Below are 24,926 nucleotides of genomic sequence, written 5' to 3' on the forward strand. Positions count from 1 at the left end.
ATTACTCACCTATTTTGAGTATTTTCAAAACATTCAGCAGTCTTAGCGTGTTTTTTTCTGTATTCGTAAAGCATAATAATGCTAAACACAAGTACTAATATAATTGGAAAGATGGCTGCCGATTGAAAAGAGATTTGCGCAGCTTTAGCCAATACATTATCAAGTGCAACACCGTCAAGAGCATCAAAAGCATCACCCCCTCCAGCAATCGTCAACTTCGCTGTATCAAACACACTTCCCATCATTGGAAGAACAAAATAAATCGATAGAGAACCTGCCGACCCCATTAAGCCCAAAAAGAATTCACCACCACGAGGAAAGCGCTCAGATGTACTAGCAAGCATAGTGGGCCACAAAAAACTGACACCGACCCCCCAAAGTGTTGAGGCTATTATTGCACTGTACGGATCTACCGATTGACTTAGTAAATAAAGTCCAATCGCTGATAATATACAAGACACCAATAGCAAGCCGGTATTAGAAATATATTTTGATAAAAAACCTGCACTATGACGCATAAAAAACATCAAACTTGAAATATAGATTAGGATCACTATCCCTGGCATTCCGATGGTATGACTAAGAGTAATATCAACCCATTGTCCCGGTGCAAGTTCTGTCGCAGCAGTAAGAAACATTGCGAAAAACCAAATAACAAAAGACGGTCTCCGGGTTATTTCGGCCAGCATATCGGTAAATTTTACGCCCGACTCTACGCGTTCTGTATTTGGAAATTTGACACCTATGATTAAAAGTAAGAACAAGATTGTTGGTATGAGTATTATTCCGAACTTGACTTGCCACCCGACTCCAATCGCATCAAACCCAAGGCTTGCTACCCCTCCGACGACGATACCAGCAGGCCACCAAGCATGTAATATATTAAGCCTATTCGTTTTATCTTTGGGGTAAATAGCAGTGGTTAAAGGGTTTACTGCAGATTCAGTAAAACCCCACCCGATACCAGTTAATCCCATGCCTATCCAGAATACCCAATATATATCGTCGCCTTCGACTAACACTGGGCCAAACATAGTAATCAGAGTCCCCGCTACAAAACTCACACCGGCTAGCTGCAGCATTCTTCCAATCCCAATTATGTTCACCAGCGGGCTGCCAAAAAACAAAGTAAATGAAAAACCTAAGAATGCCACTCCAAGGATTTGACCTATTAATGTTGCAGAGTTGGCAGCATCTATTGGATTAAGAAAGAGCGCTTGAACGTCCCCAGCAATAGCACCACGCAAGCCAAAACTGAGCCCCGATGTAAAGATCGCCAAAACACTAATCAAAAATAATCTTAATTTTTTTTCAGTTAAATTTTTAGATTTTGACATTGTCATTTTTTGCTCCATGTAAATGAACCATTATTTTTCATGATCCCAAGGTTAGTATTCGTTTCTTATTCTTGGACTTCCGCATAAATATAAATCAAAGAAGCGCAATCTAGTGGCATAGCTGAGTTACTATTAATCATTCTAGAATGGCGTCCACGCTCTCCAAAAATGCAATTAATTAGATCCGAAGCGCCATCTAATACTTTAGGCTGCTCCGTCCAGCGTGAGGTGGGGTTAACATTTAAAACACCTACAACTCTTATGATTTTTTTAACTCGGTTTAAGTCGCCAAGGTGTTTTTTCAATTGCGCCACTGCATTCAATGCAGATAATCGACATGCTTGATAGCCTTCTTCGTCGGTAAGCTCTCCACCTTTGCCTAATTGACCTTCATATTTCAACTCGCCATCAACCCACGGAAGTTGACCGGATGTCATCACGATATTGCCAGTTTGTACTATAGGTTCGTAATTGGACACCGCGTTTGGTGCTGCAGGTAGATCGATACCTAGCATCAATAACTGTGCTTCCGGATTTGTTTTAACAGAATTAAGTGACATGGGTTACTCCTTTTTATCATTTGATAAACAATTCATTAACAGATTAGTCGTGATGATTAATAAGTCAATAGGTTTTCATCTTGAAAATCGCAATTTGCAAACTTAACGACGTAAAAACGATCATCAAGACTTTGTTTTCGCTTTCATTGTCCAAGCTCGTTAGCCAGTACTCTGTGCAAATTTAATGTGAGGTGAACCGAAAGATGACAAATGAACAGTTGAACGATGATTGTAGGTTGTATCGAAAGGGGGACGCTTGACTTCTTTACCCCAAAAAACTGCTGAGCACATTATCGGCGACGCAATTTGTTGGTATGAAGTTCTGCCAACACGGTCGGTGAATAAAATAATGTCCAACAGGTTAACGAGGAACGTCCAAGTGAATCGAAGTGCTTAAAGTGATCGATTTCAATATTTTTTTGATGATAGGCACGGAAAAGTGACAGGCAAATACATCAATGCCCTGTATGGAAATTCGATGAATGAGCCAGGAAGAGTGGTGTGCCCGACCATCATAAAGGCTTGTTTACCTAAGGATCCATAAATGCACTCAGATCCTGTTGCGTAATTGGGTCCGAAAACCAAACTGCCTGACAGTGAGCGTTTGTGATAACCGTACTGCTTTTTCCATTCCTTGTTGGATCCACAGGGTTTCTGACAGCCTACCGCCAAGTCAATAGGGGGGCATTCTCCCAAAGCAGACTTTCTATTGAAGGGATTAGAGGAACTGCTGCATAACCCATATTGTATCTTGACAATCCCTTGCGCCTTCCTAGACAGATCGATGATTCATCGCCGTGTTTGCGTAAGTCAGTGAGGCGAACGTCTGCATCAGTAACCTTCGATAAAGTCAATTCAGCGGCAGTAATTTCATGAGTGCTCGTTCCACAGCAATATGCAGTTCACACTACACGTTGCGTTTGTATTGCTTATCTTGTTTCCAGTGTTTTGTTTTGCAACGCGGTTTCGACATCAGGCTACAGGCTGGAATGAATGTCGTCGATCAGATCGCAAGCTTACTGTTAGTTCCTTCGATTTACGCGCCTAAAGCCTACTCGCTGATAAACAAATTGACATTATTTATCATTTGATAAAAAACTTGATATTGTTTATCAAATGATAAACAATGGTCGTGATTAAAAAATAAACAATGGCTTTGGATCGTGACTTACCAATAAAAATCACCTAGCAGACTATAGGGAAAAATTATGATTGTACGAGGATTTGAACACTTCACCATTCGAACTAACAAGCTGGAAGAGACCAGAGACTTTTATATAAATCTGTTAGGCCTCAGGGTTGGCACTAGGCCAGACTTCAAATTTGATGGATATTGGCTTTACCTAAACAATGACCCGATCTTTCACTTAGTTGAAGCAGCAATGAATGAAAATGATCCGGTTGCAGAGTATTTAGGCATGAAAGACGCTGATAAAGAAGGATCAGGAAGAATTGATCATCTCGCATTTCGGATAGAGGGTTATGCATCACTCTTAGAAAACATAAAGACATTTGATTGGAATTATTTCGAACGTACTGTTCCTAATATATTTGAGCACCAAGTTTTTATCACAGATCCGAATAAGATAACGATTGAACTTATCTTTCACGATACTGAGTTTAAAGAATGGCAAAAGTCTAATGGAGAGGTCTAATTATGAATTATGTCAAGACCTCATTTATTGCTAATAGCCCATCAAATAATGAGAAATGCGTTCACATAGTAAAAAACCCTTATTCTGGTGAAGCGATTGGGTCTGTAGAGTTAAGCGATCAAAATGATATTTCTCTGGCTTTTGATAATGCACGTGATGTATTCAAGAATCGAAAGCGTTGGTTAAGCCGAGATCAACGCCTAGCCGTGTTAAACAATCTTGTTACTCTGATGAAGAATGACATCGATAAGTTAGTACATATAGCTGCGTCTGAAGGCGGCAAGCCAATAATAGATACGAAAACGGAAGTAAAACGAGCAATCAGAGGCGTTGAACTTTGCGTTAGGTATTTAAGCCAAAATAATACTGAGCCAGTCCATCTACATAGTGATGATACTGAAAGCCATATACGGACTTCATATTCGCTGAAAGAACCCATCGGCATCGTAGTGGCGGTAAGCGCTTTTAATCACCCTCTAAACTTGATTGTTCATCAAGTGATTCCGGCAATAGTGTGCGGCAACCCTATACTGATAAAACCAGCCGCTGACACGCCATTATCATGTTTTAATCTAGTTAAATTAATCTATAAATCCGGATTACCGATTGAGTGGTGCCAAGTCTTGATGACTGGTTCACATGCACTAACACAAAGCCTCATTACTAATGAACAAGTGAATTTGTTGACTTTTGTTGGCAGTGCAAAAATTGGCTGGATGCTCCGAAGTAAGTTATCACCCGGGACGCGCTGCCTCCTTGAGCATGGCGGAGTTGCCCCTGTGATTGTCGAGGAAACCGCTGATCTGGTTGAAACGGTTGCATCGATAGTGAAAGGCGGCTTCTATCATGCTGGGCAAGTTTGCGTTTCAGTACAGAGAGTCTTCTTGCCAGACACAAGGTTAAAAGAATTCTCCGATGAACTCGTTAGACAGACCCAATTATTAGTTACGGGTGATCAGCTTAGCGAAAAAACAGATGTAGGTCCTCTTATTCGTGGTTCTGAAATAAGTCGTATCGAGTCATGGATTAATGAGGCAATAGAAGAAGGAGCAACATTACTTTGTGGTGGTGAAAGGATAAACGACTCATGTTTGCTTCCCACTCTACTCCTTAATCCAAGTAAAAGCTCAAAAGTGACACAACAAGAAATATTCGGACCTGTGATCGCACTTTATTCATACTCAAACATTGGTGATGCAATAGAGCAAGCTAATCACTCTCAATTTTCGTTTCAATCTGCTGTATTCAGTAAAGATATCGACAAATCAAATTATATCGCTAGAGAACTAAATTCGTCAGCTGTGATGATTAATGACCATTCTGCATTTCGTGATGATGATATGCCTTTCTCTGGCCTAAACCAATCAGGGTTAGGGGTTGGAGGGATACGTAATACTATAAATGAAATGCAGACCAATAAAATGATCGTTCAAAGGATTAAGGGTAATAAGGACATGGAAAAACAACTAAAAATCAATAATTGAATTAGACAAGTTGACTATCACTTACAAGTTAAGGAGAACTAGGTTTATGATGAAAGCATCAGATCTACTTGTGAAATGTTTAGAAAATGAAGGTATTGAATATATCTTCGGTGTTCCAGGGGAAGAAAATGCTGACTTTATGATGAGCTTAGAAAAGTCAGATAAAATAAAATTCATATTAACTCGACACGAGCAAGGCGCTGCTTTTATGGCCGAAGTATATGGAAGGCTGAAAGGCACGCCAGCAGTTTGTCTTGGGACTCTTGGTCCAGGTGCTACTAACCTCATCACTGGGGTTGCCGATGCAAATATGGATCGCTCGCCTATGATTGTATTAACCGGACAAGGAAGTACTCATCGACTTCATAAAGAATCGCACCAAATTATGGATGTGATAAAAATGTTCGAACCAGTTACTAAATGGGCAACTAGCATTGTTAATGCAGATACAATTCCTGAAATAGTTAGAAAATCGGTTCGTATTGCTCGTAGCGAAAAGCCAGGGGCTGTACTAATTGAACTTCCTGAAGACATCGCTAAATGTAAAACAACATCCGTTCCTATGAGTACACGTAGGTTTCGTCGTTCAGTTCCCGCGGAACACATCATTGACGATGCAGTGATGCGTATAAAAAAAGCCAAATTCCCAGTTATTATTGCAGGTAATGGCTGCGTTCGTAAACGTACTACAGAGCCATTTAGATCCTTAGTTAAAAATACCGGTATTGGTGTACTCAACACTTTCATGGCAAAAGGCGTATTAATACCAGATCAACCAGAATCACTATATACAATAGGATTAGGAGTAACCGATATCGGCTCCTGCGCTATTGAATCATCTGATTTGGTTATTTGTATTGGTATAGATATGGTCGAATATCAACCTAGTCTATGGAATTCTAAAGGTAATAAAGAGATTATTCATATTGATTTTATCCCAGCAGAAATTGATCAGCATTACCACCCGCAAATAGAACTAATTGGGGATTTAGCAGATACATTAACCCTACTAGATGAAAAAATTAGACGCAGCGATGTGTATTTCGAGCCTGAAAAGCGAGATGTTATAAGAGAAGCGATCAAAAAAGAACTGAATGAACATAACAATGCAGTTGATATTGGTGTAATTAAACCTCAAAAAGTACTGCATGAGGTTCAAAAAATATTTGGAAAAAATGGCTTAGTACTTTCAGATGTTGGTGCACACAAAATGTGGGTTGCGAGACATTATCATTGCGAAATCCCAAATGGCTGTCTAATTCCAAATGGTTTTTGTTCAATGGGATTTGCTTTACCAGGTGCCATAGCTGCAAGTATTGTTGAACCTCAACGCAATATCCTTGCCATCGTGGGTGATGGAGGTTTCCTTATGAATGTGCAAGAGATGGAAACCGCTAGCCGTTTAAATAGTAATATCACCATTATGGTTTGGGAAGATCGCGAATACGGACTGATTGCTTGGAAACAATGGGCTGAGCATGGAAGACATACTGACCTGTCATTTAATAACCCCGATTGGAAGAAATTGGCTGAGGCATTTAGTTGGCATTATCAATTTGTTGATGAAAGCGCGAAGTTAGCGGGAGCCTTAGAAAAATCGAATAAATATGATGGACCTAGCCTAATCGTTATACCTATTGACTATCGAGAGAATAAGCTGTTAACGAAACGTCTTGGCGAAATAACATGTAATATTTAACCAAAATTAATTGTTAAACAAAAATTTCAGAGTTATTTACTTTTGATAGTGAACGTCAGTTTACTATTTAGAGTGCTTATTAACTAATAGTGAGGAATATTATGAACAATCAAAAAACACGTAGAGAAATCTTAAAGTATATGGCGGCCACAGCAATAACTAGCGCCTCAATATCTAAAGCTCAATCCAATGATAAAATTAACCCAATAAAACAAGGCAGCCCAATTGTAAAGCTGGGGGTGACTGATTTAAGTTTCCATCGAGTAACCGGTGCCGTTGTCGCACATGTCATGAATCTATTGGGCAAACAAGTAGTGAGATCTTATGACTTACATGAAGAAAACTTTAATCGTCTAAAGAATGGATATGTCGACTTTGTAAGCTCTGCTTGGTTGCCCCATAGTCATGGTATTTATAAATCAAGCGTCGAAGAAAACATTGCCACTCTTGAGTTAGGTTTACACTATGAGCCTTATGCCTTCTGGGGAGTGCCTGATTATGTTCCAATTAACGAGTTAGAAAGTATAGAAGACCTAACAAAGCCAAAAGTCATTGCTAAAATGCGCCCCATTATTCAAGGGATTGGAGAAGGTGCAGGTATTACACGATTTTCTAAAAATATCATGAAAGAGTACAATCTGACGCCTCATGGATATGAGTTTAAAACTGGTACGCAAGCAGATTGCATTTCAGCATTTGAAGACGCTGTTTCAGTGAAAGACTGGGTGATAGTCCCTTTATGGCATCCACAGTTCTTACATCATCAATATAGAATCCGAGAATTAAAAGATCCCAAAAAACTACTCGGTGGTAAGGATCGAGCAGTACTACTAGCAAGAAAAGATAGTCTTTACCTTCATTTTTCACCACAGGAGATATCCGTCTTAGATAACATTCATCTCACAAACGATATTATTTCCGAAATAGACTATAGTGTTAATCGACTTAATTTGACAGAAGATGAAGCAGCAAAAAAATGGTTGCAAGAAAATACGGAATACTTATCTAAGTGGTTAGAGCCTTTAGGGTGATTGAAGCTAATGCGTTTATTTACCCATCTTTTCTAAGCTCAAGGATGGGTAATTTAAATAGTATGGTAACAATGCCCATAACATAATAACTTAACTGTTCTTCACTAACTTTAGTCAATCCCTACTTTGGTTTATTTAATCATGATCAGCGCGCCACGATTCTGTCCTGATTGGCGTGGGGCCGTGACTGAAACCCCGCTTGTGTGTAAAGTTGCAATCAGTATCATATTCTGGCGATCGGACTTATCAAATAGGCAAAGGACATGGATGAACAATCGACATTAAAGGTGGGTGACCGCTATCAGTATGCGGGGTTTTGGTCTCGTGTGGGGGCCGCCGTGATTGATACGGTGATCCTTTGTGTGCTGACGTACCCGATACTCGTCGCCGTATACGGTTGGGCGTATTTTGAGAGTGACGCCGTGATCCAAGGCGGCACGGACTTCGTGCTGAGTTGGCTGTTCCCACTCATCGCGGTGCTGAGTTTCTGGGTGTATCGTCAAGCGACACCTGGGAAAATGGCCATTCGTGCCAAAATCGTGGATGCCAACACCGGTGACAAGCCGTCGTTGCGACAGTACCTCATTCGATACCTGGGTTATATTGTCGCGACGCTCCCTTTGGGCCTTGGTATTCTCTGGGTGGCCTGGGATAAACGCAAACAAGGTTGGCACGACAAACTGGCCAATACGGTGGTGATTGGCGACAAAGAGCGCACCGCCGAGGTGGCGTTTTCTTCCAACTCAGACACCTGATTGCTTACGCTGAGTGGCAAGCGCCGCGTCTCTCATCGCTGCGTTGCCGACTCACTCTGACGGGGAGGCAGAACTTTCCCGCTGCGCGGTAACAACGCCACTTACCCGATTGGGATCATGAAATCGACAGCAGAGCGAGCGCTGTTGGACACCCTCGTTTTATTTTGTTGACGTGTTACACACGGCAATTAAAGCATTGGGACTAACCCCGTTGTTTTGCTGAAGGACGCTCAGGCGTACACGGGCCATAGATACACTAAGTAGTACAGAATATTTTGCTATTCTGTTTAGGTTATTTATCATGTCGAATACACTCAAAACGTTACTCATCGATGCGTTGGAAGCCCTCGTTGAATTGCACCATGATGATCCGATCATGTTGGCGCAAATTGACGCAGAACTTGCCGGGCGCAGCTCACGCCAGCGAAACAGCGCGCTGAGAGCCCGCATTCAAGCGCTGATTTCCTCCCGTACCGTCACCGAACCCCAAGCGCCAACGCCCTTGTTAACGCCCACTTCAATGCCTTGCCAGCGCGCCTATCGTGATGCCCCGATCGCGTATCCTGATCACTTTATGGGATCGGCGTTTGAAACGATGCGTCAGAAACTGTTAGACATCTCGGGTAGCCGCTCGCGCTTGCTCAACTTAGACCAAACAAGTCGCGCGTTTGTCCGCGTGGTCGACGAGCTGCCGGACGAACTGGCCAAACGGCTGTTATCGGAACAATCGATGCAACTGACGCCCGTGCCCGAGCCAACCTTAGATGAATTGATCGCTCATGGCTATGTGCAATGGGATGACGCGCAAGGCAAGTATCTGCAAAACAAAAAGCCGCCCGAGGCGAAAGAGTGGGCGGGCTTGCTCGGGATCGACCACCAGTACACCTTGCCAATGCCTGACGCGCGGGCGAAAGACGGCAGACACAGCGACGGTTACCTGCAGTCGCTGCTGTTTGAAGCGCCATTGCATCGCGCTGTGAAAAAATTGGCGAGCGAGGCCAAAACGGCGATCGAAGAAACTGGCAACAACATCTTGTTTCTGTGTCTGGGGTTTTTGGAATGGGTGGATCAGGCAGACAGCAGCAAACCGCGATTGGCCCCTTTGTATATGCTGCCGGTCAGTATTGAAAAAGACTACCGCAAAGGGGTGGTGACCTATCACATCCAATACAACGGCGAAGACATCATTCAGAACCTGATCTTACATGAAAAATTGCTGCAAGAGTTCGGTCTGACGCTGCCAGATCTGGTGGATCCCGACAATGAAGATCGGTTACTGACACCGGAAGAGTACTTTGAGGCGGTGAGCGCGTTGCTGGCTCGCAAGCACAATGACGTGGTGGTGCGAGAGTGGGCGGTGCGCCGTTATGCAACGCTTGCCACCTTAAGTTTGGGCAAGTTATTGATGTATCGCGATCTTGACCCGCGCAACTGGCCTGATGGCGCCGATAACCTACTGGAGCACGATGTCATTCGCCGCTTCTTTTACGATGGTGAACTCACCGCCAGTGACGGGATGGGAACGCAAGGCAATGGCCGTGATGACAGTTATGTATTGGATGACGTCGCGGATCTTCACGACGATTTCCCGATGATTGAAGACGCCGACAGCTCGCAGATGAGCGTGGTGATTGACGCGTTAAACGGCAAAAACCTTGTGGTCGAAGGCCCGCCAGGCACCGGGAAATCCCAAACCATCACCAATCTGATCGCTGCGGCGCTGTCACAGAAAAAAAGCGTGCTGTTTGTGGCGGAAAAGCAAGCCGCGCTGGAAGTGGTAAAACGTCGTATGGATAAGACCGGATTGGGGGACTTCTGTCTTGATCTCCATAGCGACAAGGCAAAAAAACGTCTGGTTCTGGATGAGTTCAAACAGCGACTGTCGAATGCGCCCCATTTTCACTACTCGCACAGCGAATACGGCCGCGAGGTGGAGCGTTATGAAAGGGCACGCGAGAAGCTGCAGTGCTATGTGCAGTGGATTAACCGCGAGTGGAAACAGACTGGCCTGACGATCCATGAAATCCTCATGGCGGCGACGCGCTACCAAGAAGCGGTCTCGCCCCTCAAGTTCAATGATGTGGCGCCTGAATCGCTCACCGGAGACCAGTTCTCGGTGGGGGCGCTGGACGACAAGCTTGAGCAGCTCGAGGTGTTTTATGATTACTTAAGCCGCGTCAGTCAGCAATTGCCAGACGCCGGCAATTGGGCCTCCCACCCTTGGTTTGGGGTGGAGAACAAAGCCTTGTCCGGTCACGATCCTGATCAAGTCTGTCAAGTGCTGGCGCAGTGGAATGACGCCTTGATGGTCTGGCGCGATCGCTTGGTCGACGTCACTCACCAGCATCACCTGACCATTCAACCTCACCTCTCGCTGACGGAGCTCGATGCGCTGATCACGCAGTGGTGCGCTATCCCGCTGCCCCATCGTCACACCGATATCCCCGCGCTGGCCAAGCTGACCGTCAGTACGAGTGAGGCGCTGGACGCGTTTGTGGCGCAGCACCAGCAAGCTGCGCAGTGGTATGGGGAGCTCAGCGGCACCTTCACCTCAGGGCTGGTTAACGATTTGGCGTGTATTGATGAGGTGGAGGCGGCGCTGCGCGGCTTAGCGCAGTTAGGCGTGGATACGCAAACCCACTTTGATGATCTTGCGCGGGCATTAACGCAACTGGCAGAGATGATGGAGCGCCTTGGCCACATCGAGACGTCTTACCGCGAGTTGTCACCGCATCTACCGGAGGCTATCCAGCCCTTGCTGGCCACGCATTGGTCTGGGCTGAAAGAGCTGGAAACCTTTCTTTCCCTCGCGGCGTCTTTACCCGCGCAGCACCTTGGTGCGCGGGACGCGCTGTTCGACAACGAAGCCTTGCCCGAGTTTATGCGCAGCTTTGTCGAAGAGCACCACGCTCTAGTGACGCAAGGTAACGCATTGGCGCAGACGTTTCTCATCGACGCGTTGCCCTGCGTTGAACTCTTACAGCAATACGCGGCTGAGCTGGCGCAAACCACGTGGTGGTCATGGCTACAGCCTTCATGGCGAGCGACCCAACAAGCGGTGCGCCAGTTTACGCGAGCCGCGACGTTTGAGCCCCATGCCATGGCCACGCAATTGAGCGCGGCGGCGGACTGGTCGGCGAGGCGCACCGGCTTTGCCGAGGACACAAGAAACAATCAACTGCTGAAACAGCATTTTCATGGCCTCGACACCGACGTCGACTTAGTGTCGACCATGGCGCTTTGGTATCAGCGGGTTCGGACTGAGTATGGGATTGGGTTTGGTCAACGCGTGGCCCTCGCGCAAGCTTTGTTCACCCTGCCGGTAGAGGTGTTTCGTGGCTTGCAAAGCTTGTATGAGCACGGTTTGGTCATCGAGCTTGAAGCGCTGAGAAAAGCGCGGCAACGACTCGCGTCGGTGCTGACGTCGGTGGAGTGTTTGACGCAGTCTGAGATCGTGTTAGGCGCCGAGCCTTACCCGTTGACTCAGCTACACGAGAGCTTCTCCCACCAACTGGCCTTGTGCCAGCACTACCTGCTGGATGCTGGGTTATCGCAGTCTCAGTTGCGCGCGCAAATCAAGGTGTGTCAGTCGCTGCGTGATTTGCTGGATGACATGCCGGACCATGACGTGTGTGCGCCAATTTTCTCTGAGCCGTTGGACCTTTCGGTTACTAAGACTGGCTCAACGCCGGTGGGGCTCGAGGTGATCACGGACACATTAAGCTACGCTGCAAAAGTCAAACGGGTGTGTGGTCAGGGTCAGATCGCAGCCTTGATCCAGCGCCAATCGGATCCCCAATCGATACACGCGCTGCAGGCGTTAGGGGAGACGTTGGCCCAAGAGTGGCGCCAAGTGCTGGACGCGGAGGCGCAATTTATCGCCCTGACGGGCGCGCAGCGCGCCTGTTGGTTGCAACACAGCGGCGACGGTCTCAGCGCAGTGATTGAGCGTAACCAACGTGCGCTCCACAGTGAGCAGTGGCTTGATGGCTGGCTCAAGTACTTGTTTGCCAAGCAGCGCATGGAAACGGGCGGCTATCGCTTGCTCAATCGCTATTTGAGTCAGCAGCCTCATTCAATCACGTTCGCCCAAGACGCGATGAAGTTTGCGACCTATCAGTGCCTCGCGCGGGAAATCTATCAAACTCAGCCGGAGCTGTCGCAAATGTCCGGTCATGAGCAAACGGCCCTTCAGCAGCAGTTTGCCAAATACGATGAGCAGCTTAAAGTGTGGCAACGGCGGCGAGTGGCCGCCCGCGCTGCCGATCGCCCCGTACCTGCAGGCACCCGCGGCGCGAAGGCGAGCAGTTATTCAGAGCAGGCGCTGCTGCAACGAGAGATCGACAAGAAGACCCGACACATCTCGATTCGCAATTTGGTGACGCGCGCGGGTAGAGCGATGCTCGCCCTCAAGCCGTGTTTTATGATGAGTCCAATGGCGGTGGCAAAATACCTTCCGCCAGGTCAACTGGATTTCGATCTGGTGATCATGGATGAGGCGTCTCAAGTGAAGCCGCAAGACGCGTTGAGCTGCTTCGCACGTGGCAAGCAGATTGTGGTGGTGGGTGACTCGAAGCAGCTGCCGCCCACCGCGTTTTTTGAAAAGTCGCTGTCCAATGACGTAAACGCTCACGGGGACGAGACGGGGGTGATTGATGAAGCGGAGAGTATCCTCGATGCGGTGAGTGCCTATTTTGATAAACGGCAACTGCGTTGGCACTATCGTTCGCGCCATGGCAGCTTGATCGAATTTTCAAACCACAAGTTCTATCACGGCAATCTGGTGGTGTTTCCTTCGCCTTATGATCAGTGTGAGGACTACGGCATCAAGTTCCACCTCATTGGAGAAGGGCGCTTCATTAACAACGTCAACCAAGGTGAAGCGCACGAAGTGGTCGCGGCGATCAAAACGCACCTGATGCAACGTCCTCATGAAAGCTTAGGCATCGTGGCAATGAACTCTAAGCAGCGCGATCTGATTGAAGCCAATCTGGAGTCCGCCATTCATCAAGATCCGAGCTTGCGAGCGGCGTACCTAGCAAACCTGAAGAGCGACGATCCCTTGTTCATTAAAAACCTGGAAAATGTCCAAGGGGATGAGCGAGATGTGATTTTTATTTCTTTTACCTACGGCCCACAAGAAATAGGTGCGACCGACATTCCACAGCGCTTTGGCCCAATCAATGGGGCCAGTGGATGGCGCCGCTTGAACGTGCTATTTACGCGCGCCAAGCAGCGCATTCATGTGTTCAGCTCCATGACGGCCGATCAGATTGTGCTGACGGATTCGAGCAGCCTTGGCGTGCAGTCACTCAAAGGGTACCTTCAGTACGCCCAAACCGGTCAACTGATTGGTCAAGATGGCATCCAGCAAGGCCAGCCCGACAGTGATTTTGAAATTGCTGTGATGGACGCACTGGCCCAGCACGGTTTTGAGTGTGTCCCTCAAGTCGGCGTGGCGGGATTTTATATTGATATCGCGGTGCGCGATCCGGGTATGCCTGGGCGTTATCTGATGGGGATTGAATGTGATGGGGCGACGTATCACAGCAGCCGTTCGACCCGAGACCGAGATCGAGTTCGACAAGGCGTACTTGAGGGGTTGGGGTGGACCATTCGCCGCATCTGGTCTACCGACTGGTTTAAGCATCCTCATGCGGAGCTCAAACCGATCATCGAGGAACTAAAAGCTAAGGCGACAGCATCTAACTCTCGAGAAGAGTATGTTGGGGAAATGCAAGAGCCCTACTTTGCTGAGGCAGTGCCTGAGGAGAGGTCTGAGCCAGTTGCCGAAACTTTGAAAGAGGCGTTGGTGCGATACCGAGATCAAGTGATTGCGAGGAAGTATCCGAAGACGGATCCCAACCAACGCTTATTGCGACCGGATATGATAGAGCACCTAGTGTTGGACAGGCCTATGACACGTGAGGAGTTTTCTCTCGATATCCCAGGGTATTTGAGAGAGCACACTTGCTCGAAAGAGGCGGGGGACTACTTGGATGATGTACTGGAAATTATTATGGATTACGAAAGCATTGAAGCGTTTTAGTGGCCTGTTGTAGTTAGGAAGAAAGCATCGATTTTTGATTTTGCAATTAGCTTAATTTTAACCGTAACCTTTGACCCTAACTAATTGGAAAAATTAGGTATGTTGAAAATGCAGAATGTTTCGGTGTTTAAAAGCAGAATAATCCTATCTAATAATTGTTAACTGTTTTTTTATCAATATAGTCAATTGAGGTTGTATGACTGGATTATCTGAGCTAACTAAAAAGTCTATGGGAGAACCAGTAGCTCCAACATTTACGGATAATGAGTTAAAAGTTAAGCGAAACATTCTAGTGTTAAGTGCGATTACACTCTTGATCATTTTTGGATTGAAATCTGCACCAGATAACGAGGAAAGCGTAACCTTTACATTGTTTTTTGTTAGATCATCGCATATCGATTTTAACTTCATTTTTATGATGCTTTTGGTGAGCTTAGTATATTTACTTTCTAATTATTGTTGGCTTTGTACCGAGTACATTGCAAAGTGGAAAATACGAGTGACTGGCACTAAAAATCCGCCAAGCAAACCAAGTCAAGACGAGCAGTTTCTCCGTAAAGTCACAAACCAACACCCTTACAAAGATCACAATGACAGTGCCGAGCAGTCAAATCTCTATTCATATTTGATGATTCATCAACTGTACTCTGACTCATTTATAGACATTCAAATAAGTGAAGATGAAATGAAAAAGTACCAAGAAAAGGCTCGTTTAATGCTTGCTATCAGCGAGGAAGAATCAAATAAAGTTTCTGGTTACACGGTGACAAATACGGATAGGGACTACTGGTATTCTTTGCTTATAGAGATGAGGTCGACAAGAGAGCTTATTCAGCATTATAAGAAAGTAATGGAAACTCCTTATCTAATCGAGTCAATAAAACGGTTTGATGAAAACTTTCTCTTTTTCCAAAACAGTCAGTATCGTAGGCACTTTATTATGGAGTTATTGCCAACGTATTGGGTTGGCTTCATGGCAATTCTAAGTATTGTAATGAAAATTTGGTTTGTGCCGAGTTTCTTATTAAGCGTTGGTACTGGTCTGTTATTGAGTTTTGGGGTGCTGTATCTTCTTAACATGCATCACAAAAAAAACAGTTAACAAACTGTTTAAGAGTGATTCGCAACGCGTGGCATTTTTACTATGCGTTGCGTTTGGTGTTTAAAGTGGCTTGCGGGAGCTTTGGTATTGCGTTGCTCACACCTTAACAGGGCGTTAGGCATCAAGAGGAGTAAGAATGAAATCCCAGGTACTTAGAAAGTTTGAAGCAAAGCTTGAAGAGATGAATGATCAGCTTTGCTACTTTTTGTTTTCAGATGTTGAGGTCGAGAACGTTTTTTCCAAGTTATCTCATGAGCTTGCCAGCACATATACAACGGAAGTATTCTCAGAAAATGAATTTTCTGAACGACTCCATATAAAAATTGAAGCTTTACCTGCTTTTCGTACCAAAGCGTTTCACACTCTGGTTAGCATGAGTGTAATTGCTTCAGTAGAGTACTTGTTGAGTTATATTGAAGAAATTGAAGAGTTTCGTGCTAGCGTAGAAACATCTATTCATGATGCTATAACTGATAAAAAACCAGAGGAGCAACTTAAACAGAAGTTAAGCCACTGGCTTGGTGAAGTTCCTGAAAGTGCAATCATAAAAACAATCGCATACTTGCGGTTGCGAAGAAACCACATTGCTCATGTTCGTGAAGATATGAGTGAAGGTTACCGTTCATTGATAAAGAATGACTCTAACCATCTAAATAATTACTGGGCAAAGCAAGCAACAGAGTTAAATGGCTTTGACTTTTCTCTGCAATCCTACGCTGAATTTGAAGTCAATGAAGTGTTTGCATTGATAAACCTTTCGCGAGTTTGTATGCGAAAAATTGATTCAATGATGTTGTCTACTATTTCGGATGAGTCTATTGCTATCTATGAACTTCCTAACTTTCTTGCTAACAAAAGACTAAATGGCTTAACCGTTGATGTTAAATCTCGAAAGTTTACCGCATATCTGCAGCATCAATATGGAAAGAGAATGTCTTGCGCAGATGCTTTGCTGCGATCGCACCTAAAAGATGCCTAACAAACGCTTTAAGGCGGATTCGCAACGCGTGGCATTTTTACTATGCGTTGATTTTAGTGATTATGGTGGTGTGCAGAAACATCGTATTGCGTTGCTCACCACTTAAGCGGGCGTTATACCTATTGGCACAAGGGGAGCGAGTAAATATGGGTAGAGCTAAAGAGTTCATGCTGGAACAAGAAGAAAGAGGGTTCTACTCTGTAGGTGACAAATTCTTATGTTCTCGATGCATTGGTGAAGAAGACTTAGGAAGATATGTGCGTGATCAAGGGGAACGAGGGGAATGTACATATTGTGGAAATAAAAGACTAAGAATCATTCATTTTGACATGCTTATGGAATTCTTAGTGGATTGTATCAGTGAGGAATATGGTGAGCCTAACAACGTTGGTGTTGCATGGGATAAGGGATGGTGTGGAGATGTAATGGATTCATACGATCTGTTAGGGAAGCTAAGTATCCCAATAGAAAATATGGATCTTCAAGATGACATTATATCTTCTTTAAATGTCCAACAATGGTGCAAGAGAGATTTTTACAATTTATCTCCCTCGGAGGCATATTTGCATGGATGGAAATCGTTTGTACATCTAGTGAAGCACAAATCTCGATACTCATTTTACCGTGCTGAAGATGATAGAGAGTTTAATAGTTTCGACGAAATTCCTCCTAAATATTTCATGGATTCTTTGAGCAATGTCGTAGACAGCCTAAACTTATATAAGAATATTAAGGTCGGCGAAAAAGTACTTCGTGTAAGAATTCATGATAAAAAAACAAAACTTAATTCAGCTAATGACATTGGTTCCCCCCCAGTAGAGTTTGCAGTATATCCAAATAGAATGAGTCCATCCGGAATATCAATGTTCTATGGGGCTTTCGACCGACGCACTGCAATCGCTGAAACCTTTGAGGGACCAAATCAAGCTAAGGTTGCGAGTGTTGGGACTTTTGAAGTGACTCGAGAGCTTGTCGTGATTGACTTTAGTAAACTACCTCCATACGAAGGGTTGCTGTCAGGATGTGAACGTGATTATCGTCATCAACTATCTTTTGTGTACGATTTTCTATCGGACTTTACAGCTCCAGTGAGAAAAGATGGTCTTGAGCATATTGATTATGTCCCAACACAAGTAGTCAGCGAACATTTTCGATTTATCCATAAGACCAAAGAAGGTAAGAAAGTTGACGGTATTATTTATCCGAGTTCAAAGCTTTATAAAAGAAATGCAATAGTATTATTTTGTGACGACAAAGAATGCGTGGAGCATGATGCAAAGGATGGTCTTTTGAGACTTATTAGCCTAAAAAGAATTAATCCCAATAAATACATATAGGTATAACAAACTGTTTAAGAGTGATTCGCAACGCGTGGCATTTTCACTATGCGTTGGTTTTAGTGGTTAAGGTGGTATGCGGAAGCTTAGGTATTGCGTTGCTCACACCTTAACAGAGCGTTAGTTGCGTCATAGAAAAATTTTAATACGTCAGAAAGGAAGGGATTATGCCAATAGATTTAACAGAAACTTTGGTTGTTGGGATTTCAGCTACTGCACTATTTGATTTATCTGAAGCTGATGAGATCTTTAGAGAAAAAAACAAAACAGATCCAAACACAGCGATAGACGAATATCGAACATATATGCTTGAGCACGAAGATGAACCGCTAAATGATGGTACAGCTATGCCGTTAGTAAGGTCACTGCTAAATCTCAATACGCACAAAAGTCCGGAAGACAATGCGCCGATAGTCGAGGTAGTTGTTATTTCGAGGAATAGCCCGGAAACTGGCTTTAGAGTATTGAATGAAATTCGTAGGAGAAAACTCCCTATTACGCGTTCAGCATTTACAGCTGGTGAAGCGAGTTCGATCTATTTAGATGCTTTTTATGTCGACTTGTTTCTAACTACCAATGAGCAAGATGCTCAAGAGGTCATCGATAGTGGGGTATGTGCCTCGGCATTAGTTAAAAGGCCCCCTCAGTCAGAGGCGAGTTTGAACGAAGAGCAAGTTCGCTTTGCTTTTGATGCGGATGCCGTGCTTTTTAGCGAGGACAGTGAAATTGTTAACCAAACGGATGGGTTAGAAGAGTTCTGGCGTAGTGAAAATGAAAAACAGGATATCCCTTTACAAGAAGGGCCATATGCTAACCTTCTGAAAAAACTATCAAAAGTACAAGAAAGGTTGCCAGGGCGTATTGAATATTCTCCTGTAAAATTGGCTATTATGACTGCGCGAAATAGCCCGGCGGAAATGAGAGTTATAAAAACCCTTCGTAGTTGGAATGTCTATATTGACCAAGCATTTTTTCTTGGAGGTTTAGAGAAAAGTCGCTTTCTAAAGGCTTTTAAGCCACATATCTTTTTTGATGATCAAGATTCACACTTGGACCCAGCGTCAACAGAGGTTCCGAGCGCAAAAGTTCTTTATCCATCAAACTCAATTCTGAATAAAATAATGCAGGAAAAAGCCAAGAAAAAAGTTGATACAGTGCCAGATGAAGCATGCAACTAACAATCTGTTTCAGAGTGATTCGCAACGCGTGACATTTTTACTATGCGTTGCGTTTGTGGTATGCGGAAACATCGGTATTGCGCTGCTCATACCTTAACAGGGCGTTAGGCTTCAAGGAGGAATCATGAGTACAGATACAACATCAATATGGACAATTATTTCTTCTCTATCCTCGCTAGGATCATTTGGTGTAGCGGCTTTAGTTGGTTGGCATGGTTACCAAAAGTATCTAGCGGAGGAGCATATTGAGCCATCTGATGATAGATTGGAGCTCTTTTCTACAAGGAAACAAACAACCGAGTTACGAGTAGAAAACAATCAACTTCGTTGCTACCTACATGATATAAGAGATAATCGTGGAGGCTTGCAGTGGTCTCTTTCAAAACAACAAATTGATAAAGTCAAAGTAACTAAGGAAGCTACTAGCAGTGTTTCTGGTCGGATAAAAATAGGTCCGCGGTCAGGCTGGCTCTATTCTTACAAGTTGTGGTCAAACCCAAGAGAGTTGGAAAAGGCAATACAGAAGCTTGTGGATACAATTGAAGCCTAACAAACTGTTCAAGAGGGATTCGCTACGCGTGGCATATTTGCTATGCGTTGCGTTTAGTGTTTAAGGTGGTATGCGGTGGCTTTGGTATTGCGTTGCTCACACCTTAACAGGGCGTTATGAAAATGGAGGTCAGAAGTAAATGTTTGGCACAGATGGTGAAAGTAGTGGGTTAGTTTCAGGTTGTTATACCTTAGATTATGTACCTGGTCGGAAAGTTATAGCTTCACTAGGTCTCGTTGAATATACCGTTAAGAATATCGCTGGAAATGCTCCAGAGAAAATGCAATCAGTTTTTTCTAGTTTACTAGAAGCGGCACTAGATCAGGGGGCTCACGCCGTAATTAATGTGCGAATGGTGACCGGTTCTTATCAGAAGCAAGGGTCGCAGTGGATGGTCTCGTATATTGTGGCTTATGGTGAGGCAGTTTTACTCGAGTAATTTACATAACAAGCATTATGAGTGACTCGCAACGCTTGGCGTTTTATAGCCAAGCGTACCTTACACCTTGGCGCGGCGTTAATTTTTATAGTGTCACCATTAATTAAGAGGTAATAATGAGCATATTGGAAGAAGCAAGAGAATCCTTCGAACGGATTCAAAGTTTTGATGCGCAAACACTTGCAAGATCTAGTGAGCTAGGCCAGCACTTTGATTTTTCGAAAGCTGTTGAGCCTGCAGCTAAAGTAATTCGGTTATATCGGCAGTTGTCGTTATCAGCTTTGGATGATTTCCCTGATTCAATGCTTAGTCAATTAAAAAGTCAATCTGATGCTGATTATAGCCGCTTTGAACAAGCATTAGATTTTCAACCGAACAATATCGATAATCCTAGTGGTAATAGGGATTCGATCATTTCTCAGATTGAAGATGCTTATGATGGTGCTTTTAATCGCTTATATCCTTTTATTTCCTATGGTGTAAGTAAGTCTGTAGATTTCCAGCGAATGGAAAATGATGCGCGCGCAATGCTACAGTCGGTAAAAGATAACGCAGGTAAAATCACAGAAGATTTAGCCCTTCATCAGGAGCAAGCTCAGGATGTACTGGCAGATGTTCGCAAAGTTGCTGCTGAACAGGGGGTATCTCAACAGGCAATATACTTTAAAGATGAAGCTGAAGTTCATGAGAAAGCAGCAGAATATTGGAAAACAAAAACAATTCATGCAGCTATAGCTTTGGGAATATACGCTTTTTGCACGCTATTTATTCATAAAATTGCTTGGTTTAAGCCCGAAGACAGCTTGCAAGCAGTGCAGTTAATTACTAGTAAAGTCTTAATATTCGGTGTTATTGCGTATTTGTTGTTTCTAGCTGCAAAAAATTTTCTGTCACATAAACATAATGCGATTGTGAATAAGCGCAGACAGAATGCTCTTATGACTTATAAGGCACTTACTGATGCTGCTGCATCGGAAGAAACTAAAGACATTGTGTTGAATCATGCGGCTTCCTGTATATTCTCACCTCAAGATACAGGTTATATCAAAAATGAAAGTAGTTTATCGCAGCAACCGGCAGGCCGTTCGATTATTGAGTTACTACCCAAAACATCGATGAAACTCGATGGATAAAATTTAAAAAAGCAATCAAGGTGAACTGTTACACTCGGCGGTTTTGGTATGGAGTTCGGTACACTTGGTGAGTTTACCATGGTGCACCTTATGTTAGGCGTTAGGCGAGATAGGAGAAACTTGTGAATCCAGGATACGTATATATATTGATAAATGAATCTATGCCCGGCTTATTAAAAATCGGTAAAACTCGTAGAGATAGTAGGTCGAGGGCTAGAGAGCTATATAAAACAGGAGTCCCAACACCTTATCACGTGGCATTTGAATTGTTTTGTGATGATTACAGTCATGCCGAAAAAGCTATTCACGAAGAGCTTTCTGATTTTAGAGTCAATAATAATCGAGAGTTTTTTAGGTATCCGTTAGACAAAGCCATAAAATTGGTGCAAACCTTAGCTGGGAACACATCTGAGGAAGACGCATTCTCTGCTATAGATATAACTGAAGGATTAATGTCAAAGTACTCTCAATGGATTAAACTTGATATCGTTTCGGTTCGAATCGTTCAACCAAAAGAGCGTGTATGGCTAGAAATTACCCAAGAAAAAGAAGTTGGCGGTTATCTAGTAGATCAGGTTATTACTCGCTCTGATTTAGGGTTCATCACTGGTGGTAAAGGTGAAAGTGAGTTGTACTTTTCACCTGATTCGTCGATATCTTTTAATGCACAGTTGTTCATAAATGATTTTGACCCCTTCTCTATTATTAACACTACAGACTTATTTCATGAGGATGGCGCAAATGAGGTGAATGAAAAATACAACCCACATCGCGCTTGAATCCAAGACAGTTAACAAACTGTTTAAGAGTGATTCGCAACGCGTGGCATTTTCACCATGCGTTGGTTCAAGTGATTAAGGTGGTATGCGGCTTTTGTATTGCGTTGCTCACACCTTAGCAGGGTATTCGGCAAAAAGCGCAACCTTATGTTACCTAGGCAATTAATTATGTTCTTCGCTTTAATATATGCTCCGACGAAACTACGCGGAGGATGCTATGAACGAAAAACTAATCTTATTACTAACAAGTCTTGTAGTAGCAGGGTGCAGTAGCAAAATGACTGATTCATATGTTGGCATTTTCACAAAAATGAATGGTCAGGAAAAAGAGTGGTCCGTTCCAGGCTATGCATATCAACGGGAGTCAGGTCAATTTGTGATTAAGTATAAAACCCCGGAAGGTGATGGGGCATCTACACCTATTATGGAAGAATTAGGAGATGAGTGTCGTTTTGACCTCAAGGTTGGCGTTAAGTTGTTGTGCTCAAACAAAAGTTATGATCATAGACAGAATTTTTTGTTCGTAGGTGAATATAGGTCTTAAAGTCACAATTTGCCTAACAAATTGCTTAAGGAGGATTTTTTACTTTGCGATGGCTTATGGTGATTAAGGCGCTGTGCGGTAGCTTTTGTATTGCGCTACTCACACCTTAGCAAGGCGTTAAGTTCCTCGGAGTTAATATGAAGAAAATCGCTAGAATTTGCTGGAACAGCAATGATTGGATAACCCCATCTGGTCGTCCAGGTAAAAGTAGCAACAAAGGCTCTTATGAGTATCAGAATGGATATGGCCACGAGGAATGGTTGCTAGATACTAGATACGACCAAAATCATTGATGGTTATCAATATGGGTATATCCAAGCAATTGGAAAGCACAGAGATACATATTTAGACCAAATCTTCGATGTTTCTTTATACTCAATAAATAGCGATACGAAACAGCGTTGGTGGCTGGGCGAAATAAAAAATCTAGAAGTGGTATCCGCTGAAGAGTCAGAAAGAGTATACAAACAGTACAAGAAAAATGGTTGGTACAAAGAGATGCTTTCTCAACTAAATTCAGTTGGGGCTAACATTGAAGAATTCAAAAATTTTGTAACCGCTGACATCTTTTCTGTCGTGAGATATAAACCCGAAGACCTAGATTTACTCGACGAACCTCAGGAGTTTAGTGCTGACGATCCTGCAGTAACTTCTAATTATTACAACTTGAAGAACAGAAAAGTAGAGCCGAATTTGGAAAGCCCAAAAGGGTTTAAGTTTGTTGCTGGTCATACTGAGGGAAAAAGCAAAACCAAGCGGTCATATAGTGACTACAAAAAAGAAATCTCTCTGTTGCACAACCAATTACAAACAGCATTGTATGAACAACTATCTCAATGTTATGGGGCTGACTTTGTAGGCACTGAACAAAGTTGCGGCTCTGGAAACCGTATAGACCTTGTGGTTAAGAAAGATAGTCGCTATTCACTGTATGAAATTAAGACGTCGAGTAGTGCAAAAAATTGTATCCGAGAAGCCTTAGGTCAGTTATTGGAGTATGGATTTTATAACGACGATATTCGTATCGATAAGTTAGTTATTGTATCTCCCCATGAACTAAAAAATTCGGATGTCGAATACATAGCTCGAATAAAAGAGAAGTTTTCACTCCCTATTGAGTACATGGCATATAGCTTGTAGAACGGAACTTAACAATCTGTTTAAGAGTGATTCGCAACACTTGGCATTTTTGCTATGCGTTGCGTCGGGTGTTTAAGGTGTTATGCGGTAGCATCGGTGTTGCGTTGCTCACACCTTAATGCGGCGTTAGGTGCTAGGAGGTATAAACGTTGACTAATTTATACATTATCGGTAATGGATTTGACTTGTGGCATAGCTTGCCAACGAGTTATCGCGAGTTTTATGAGTTTGCTCAGGATACACTTGATGAATTGGGAAACTATTACCTCTTTGATTTAAGTGTTCACGAGCCTTGGCATGATTTTGAAAATGCTCTAGGTGCTTTTGATGCGGACGGTTTTTTCGATCTTCACAACGAAGTTGATATTACTTCAGATGATTTCAGACCTAGTTTCATATATGGTTTGGAAGATGAAATTAAGGAGCAAACAGACATTCACGTTTCATCAGTAAGAGAAACTTTTACTGGTTGGGTTAACCAACTTGATGTGAGTGTTGCTGAACAGCAAATGACTTTTCCTGAAGATTCTCAGTTCATAACCTTTAACTATACATCAACTCTCCAAGCTGTGTACGGTATTGAAGATAATCATGTATTCCATATTCATGGTCGTGCTGAAACACATGATGAACTAATTTTCGGACATGGTGAAACTATAGTTGAGCCTGCTGAGTTTGACGAAGACGGTGAAAGCACCAGAGATATGTTCTCAGACGCTCAAAGCGGTGCTCGTTATCCTTTATATGCATTAAAAAAACCAGTAGCTGACGTCATTGAGCAACATGAATGGTATTTTGAACAACTCAGTAATATCGAAGACGTTGTCATAATAGGGCATTCTTTGAATACTATTGATCAGCCATATTTCGCGCGTATTGCTCAAAGTGTTCCAGAGGCGACTTGGAAAGTTTGTTGTTACTCTGAGGACCAAGAAGATATTTTCACACAAAGCCTCATTGAGTGCAGTGTTAATAGAGACAAAATAGAAACAATTGCATACAGCGACCTATAGCATCGTGGAAAACGCACCTAACAACTGCTTAAGAGTGATTTGCAATTTACTATGCGCTTGTTTTAGTGCTTAAGGTGGTAATTGGCGGCTTCGGTATTGCGTTGCTCACACCTCAACAAGGTGTGAGCAATCTCGATTTGTTTCGAATATTAAGGCTAACGT

The 24,926-nt window shown here is 43.5% G+C and carries 19 protein-coding genes and 1 pseudogene; 17 read left to right on the forward strand and 3 right to left on the reverse strand.

Annotation, left to right across the window (positions count from 1 at the left end; translation table 11 throughout):
* Positions 1-5: 5 nt before the first annotated feature.
* The 3 genes and pseudogenes from LYZ37_RS23735 to LYZ37_RS24370 form a co-directional block, all read right to left on the reverse strand.
* On the reverse strand, positions 6-1,343 hold the full coding sequence (locus LYZ37_RS23735; protein ID WP_272788424.1) for an MFS transporter: 1,338 nt from the start codon (positions 1,341-1,343) through the stop codon (positions 6-8).
* A gap of 59 nt (positions 1,344-1,402) precedes the next feature.
* A complete protein-coding gene (locus tag LYZ37_RS23740) occupies positions 1,403-1,897 on the reverse strand; it encodes a RidA family protein (protein WP_272788425.1) in 495 nt (164 codons plus the stop codon).
* Positions 1,898-2,488: 591 nt separating this feature from the next.
* Positions 2,489-2,801: pseudogene (locus LYZ37_RS24370) on the reverse strand (IS5/IS1182 family transposase); the annotation flags it as partial.
* Positions 2,802-3,105: 304 nt separating this feature from the next.
* Here LYZ37_RS24370 and LYZ37_RS23750 point away from each other — a divergent pair.
* From LYZ37_RS23750 to LYZ37_RS23860, 17 genes are all read left to right on the forward strand, one after another.
* A complete protein-coding gene (locus LYZ37_RS23750) occupies positions 3,106-3,552 on the forward strand; it encodes a VOC family protein (RefSeq protein ID WP_004743503.1) in 447 nt (148 codons plus the stop codon).
* A gap of 2 nt (positions 3,553-3,554) precedes the next feature.
* On the forward strand, positions 3,555-5,036 hold the full coding sequence (locus tag LYZ37_RS23755; RefSeq protein ID WP_272788426.1) for an aldehyde dehydrogenase family protein: 1,482 nt from the start codon (positions 3,555-3,557) through the stop codon (positions 5,034-5,036).
* A 46-nt stretch (positions 5,037-5,082) separates the two neighbouring features.
* Complete coding sequence (locus LYZ37_RS23760) at positions 5,083-6,735, forward strand: acetolactate synthase large subunit (RefSeq protein WP_272788427.1); 1,653 nt, start codon at positions 5,083-5,085, stop codon at positions 6,733-6,735.
* Positions 6,736-6,836: 101 nt separating this feature from the next.
* On the forward strand, positions 6,837-7,766 hold the full coding sequence (locus LYZ37_RS23765) for a glycine betaine ABC transporter substrate-binding protein (RefSeq protein WP_272788428.1): 930 nt from the start codon (positions 6,837-6,839) through the stop codon (positions 7,764-7,766).
* A 263-nt stretch (positions 7,767-8,029) separates the two neighbouring features.
* The gene (locus LYZ37_RS23770; protein ID WP_171381544.1) at positions 8,030-8,521 is read left to right on the forward strand and encodes an RDD family protein; all 492 of its coding nucleotides are present in this window, start codon (positions 8,030-8,032) and stop codon (positions 8,519-8,521) included.
* 301 nt (positions 8,522-8,822) lie between these two features.
* The gene (hhe, locus tag LYZ37_RS23775) at positions 8,823-14,570 is read left to right on the forward strand and encodes a DUF4011 domain-containing anti-phage protein Hhe (RefSeq protein WP_272788429.1); all 5,748 of its coding nucleotides are present in this window, start codon (positions 8,823-8,825) and stop codon (positions 14,568-14,570) included.
* Positions 14,571-14,766: 196 nt separating this feature from the next.
* Positions 14,767-15,672, forward strand: coding sequence for a hypothetical protein (locus tag LYZ37_RS23780; RefSeq protein WP_272788430.1), 906 nt, complete (start codon positions 14,767-14,769; stop codon positions 15,670-15,672).
* Between the two features lie 136 nt (positions 15,673-15,808).
* The gene (locus LYZ37_RS23790) at positions 15,809-16,651 is read left to right on the forward strand and encodes a hypothetical protein (RefSeq protein ID WP_272788431.1); all 843 of its coding nucleotides are present in this window, start codon (positions 15,809-15,811) and stop codon (positions 16,649-16,651) included.
* 146 nt (positions 16,652-16,797) lie between these two features.
* Entirely contained in the window at positions 16,798-17,988 is a 1,191-nt protein-coding gene (locus tag LYZ37_RS23795; protein ID WP_272788432.1) for a HEPN-associated N-terminal domain-containing protein, read from the forward strand.
* Positions 17,989-18,155: 167 nt separating this feature from the next.
* Positions 18,156-19,166 carry a 5'-nucleotidase gene (locus LYZ37_RS23805; protein ID WP_053343203.1) on the forward strand — a complete coding sequence of 337 codons (1,011 nt, stop codon included), beginning with the start codon at positions 18,156-18,158 and terminating at the stop codon, positions 19,164-19,166.
* A 124-nt stretch (positions 19,167-19,290) separates the two neighbouring features.
* Positions 19,291-19,716 carry a hypothetical protein gene (locus LYZ37_RS23815; RefSeq protein WP_272788433.1) on the forward strand — a complete coding sequence of 142 codons (426 nt, stop codon included), beginning with the start codon at positions 19,291-19,293 and terminating at the stop codon, positions 19,714-19,716.
* Positions 19,717-19,855: 139 nt separating this feature from the next.
* Positions 19,856-20,155, forward strand: a complete 300-nt coding sequence (locus LYZ37_RS23825) for a hypothetical protein (RefSeq protein WP_272788434.1) — start codon at positions 19,856-19,858, stop codon at positions 20,153-20,155.
* Between the two features lie 116 nt (positions 20,156-20,271).
* Positions 20,272-21,288, forward strand: a complete 1,017-nt coding sequence (locus LYZ37_RS23830) for a hypothetical protein (protein ID WP_272788435.1) — start codon at positions 20,272-20,274, stop codon at positions 21,286-21,288.
* 122 nt (positions 21,289-21,410) lie between these two features.
* Entirely contained in the window at positions 21,411-22,067 is a 657-nt protein-coding gene (locus LYZ37_RS23835; RefSeq protein WP_272788436.1) for a GIY-YIG nuclease family protein, read from the forward strand.
* A gap of 217 nt (positions 22,068-22,284) precedes the next feature.
* Positions 22,285-22,611 (forward strand): hypothetical protein, encoded by a 327-nt coding sequence (locus LYZ37_RS23845; RefSeq protein WP_272788438.1) that lies wholly within the window; start codon positions 22,285-22,287, stop codon positions 22,609-22,611.
* Positions 22,612-23,109: 498 nt separating this feature from the next.
* On the forward strand, positions 23,110-23,751 hold the full coding sequence (locus LYZ37_RS23850) for a hypothetical protein (protein ID WP_272788439.1): 642 nt from the start codon (positions 23,110-23,112) through the stop codon (positions 23,749-23,751).
* Positions 23,752-23,900: 149 nt separating this feature from the next.
* On the forward strand, positions 23,901-24,764 hold the full coding sequence (locus LYZ37_RS23860; RefSeq protein ID WP_272788441.1) for a bacteriophage abortive infection AbiH family protein: 864 nt from the start codon (positions 23,901-23,903) through the stop codon (positions 24,762-24,764).
* Positions 24,765-24,926 lie beyond the last annotated feature (162 nt).

The organism is Vibrio tubiashii, from assembly GCF_028551255.1.
In the GTDB taxonomy this organism is placed as follows: Bacteria; Pseudomonadota; Gammaproteobacteria; order Enterobacterales; family Vibrionaceae; genus Vibrio; species Vibrio tubiashii_B.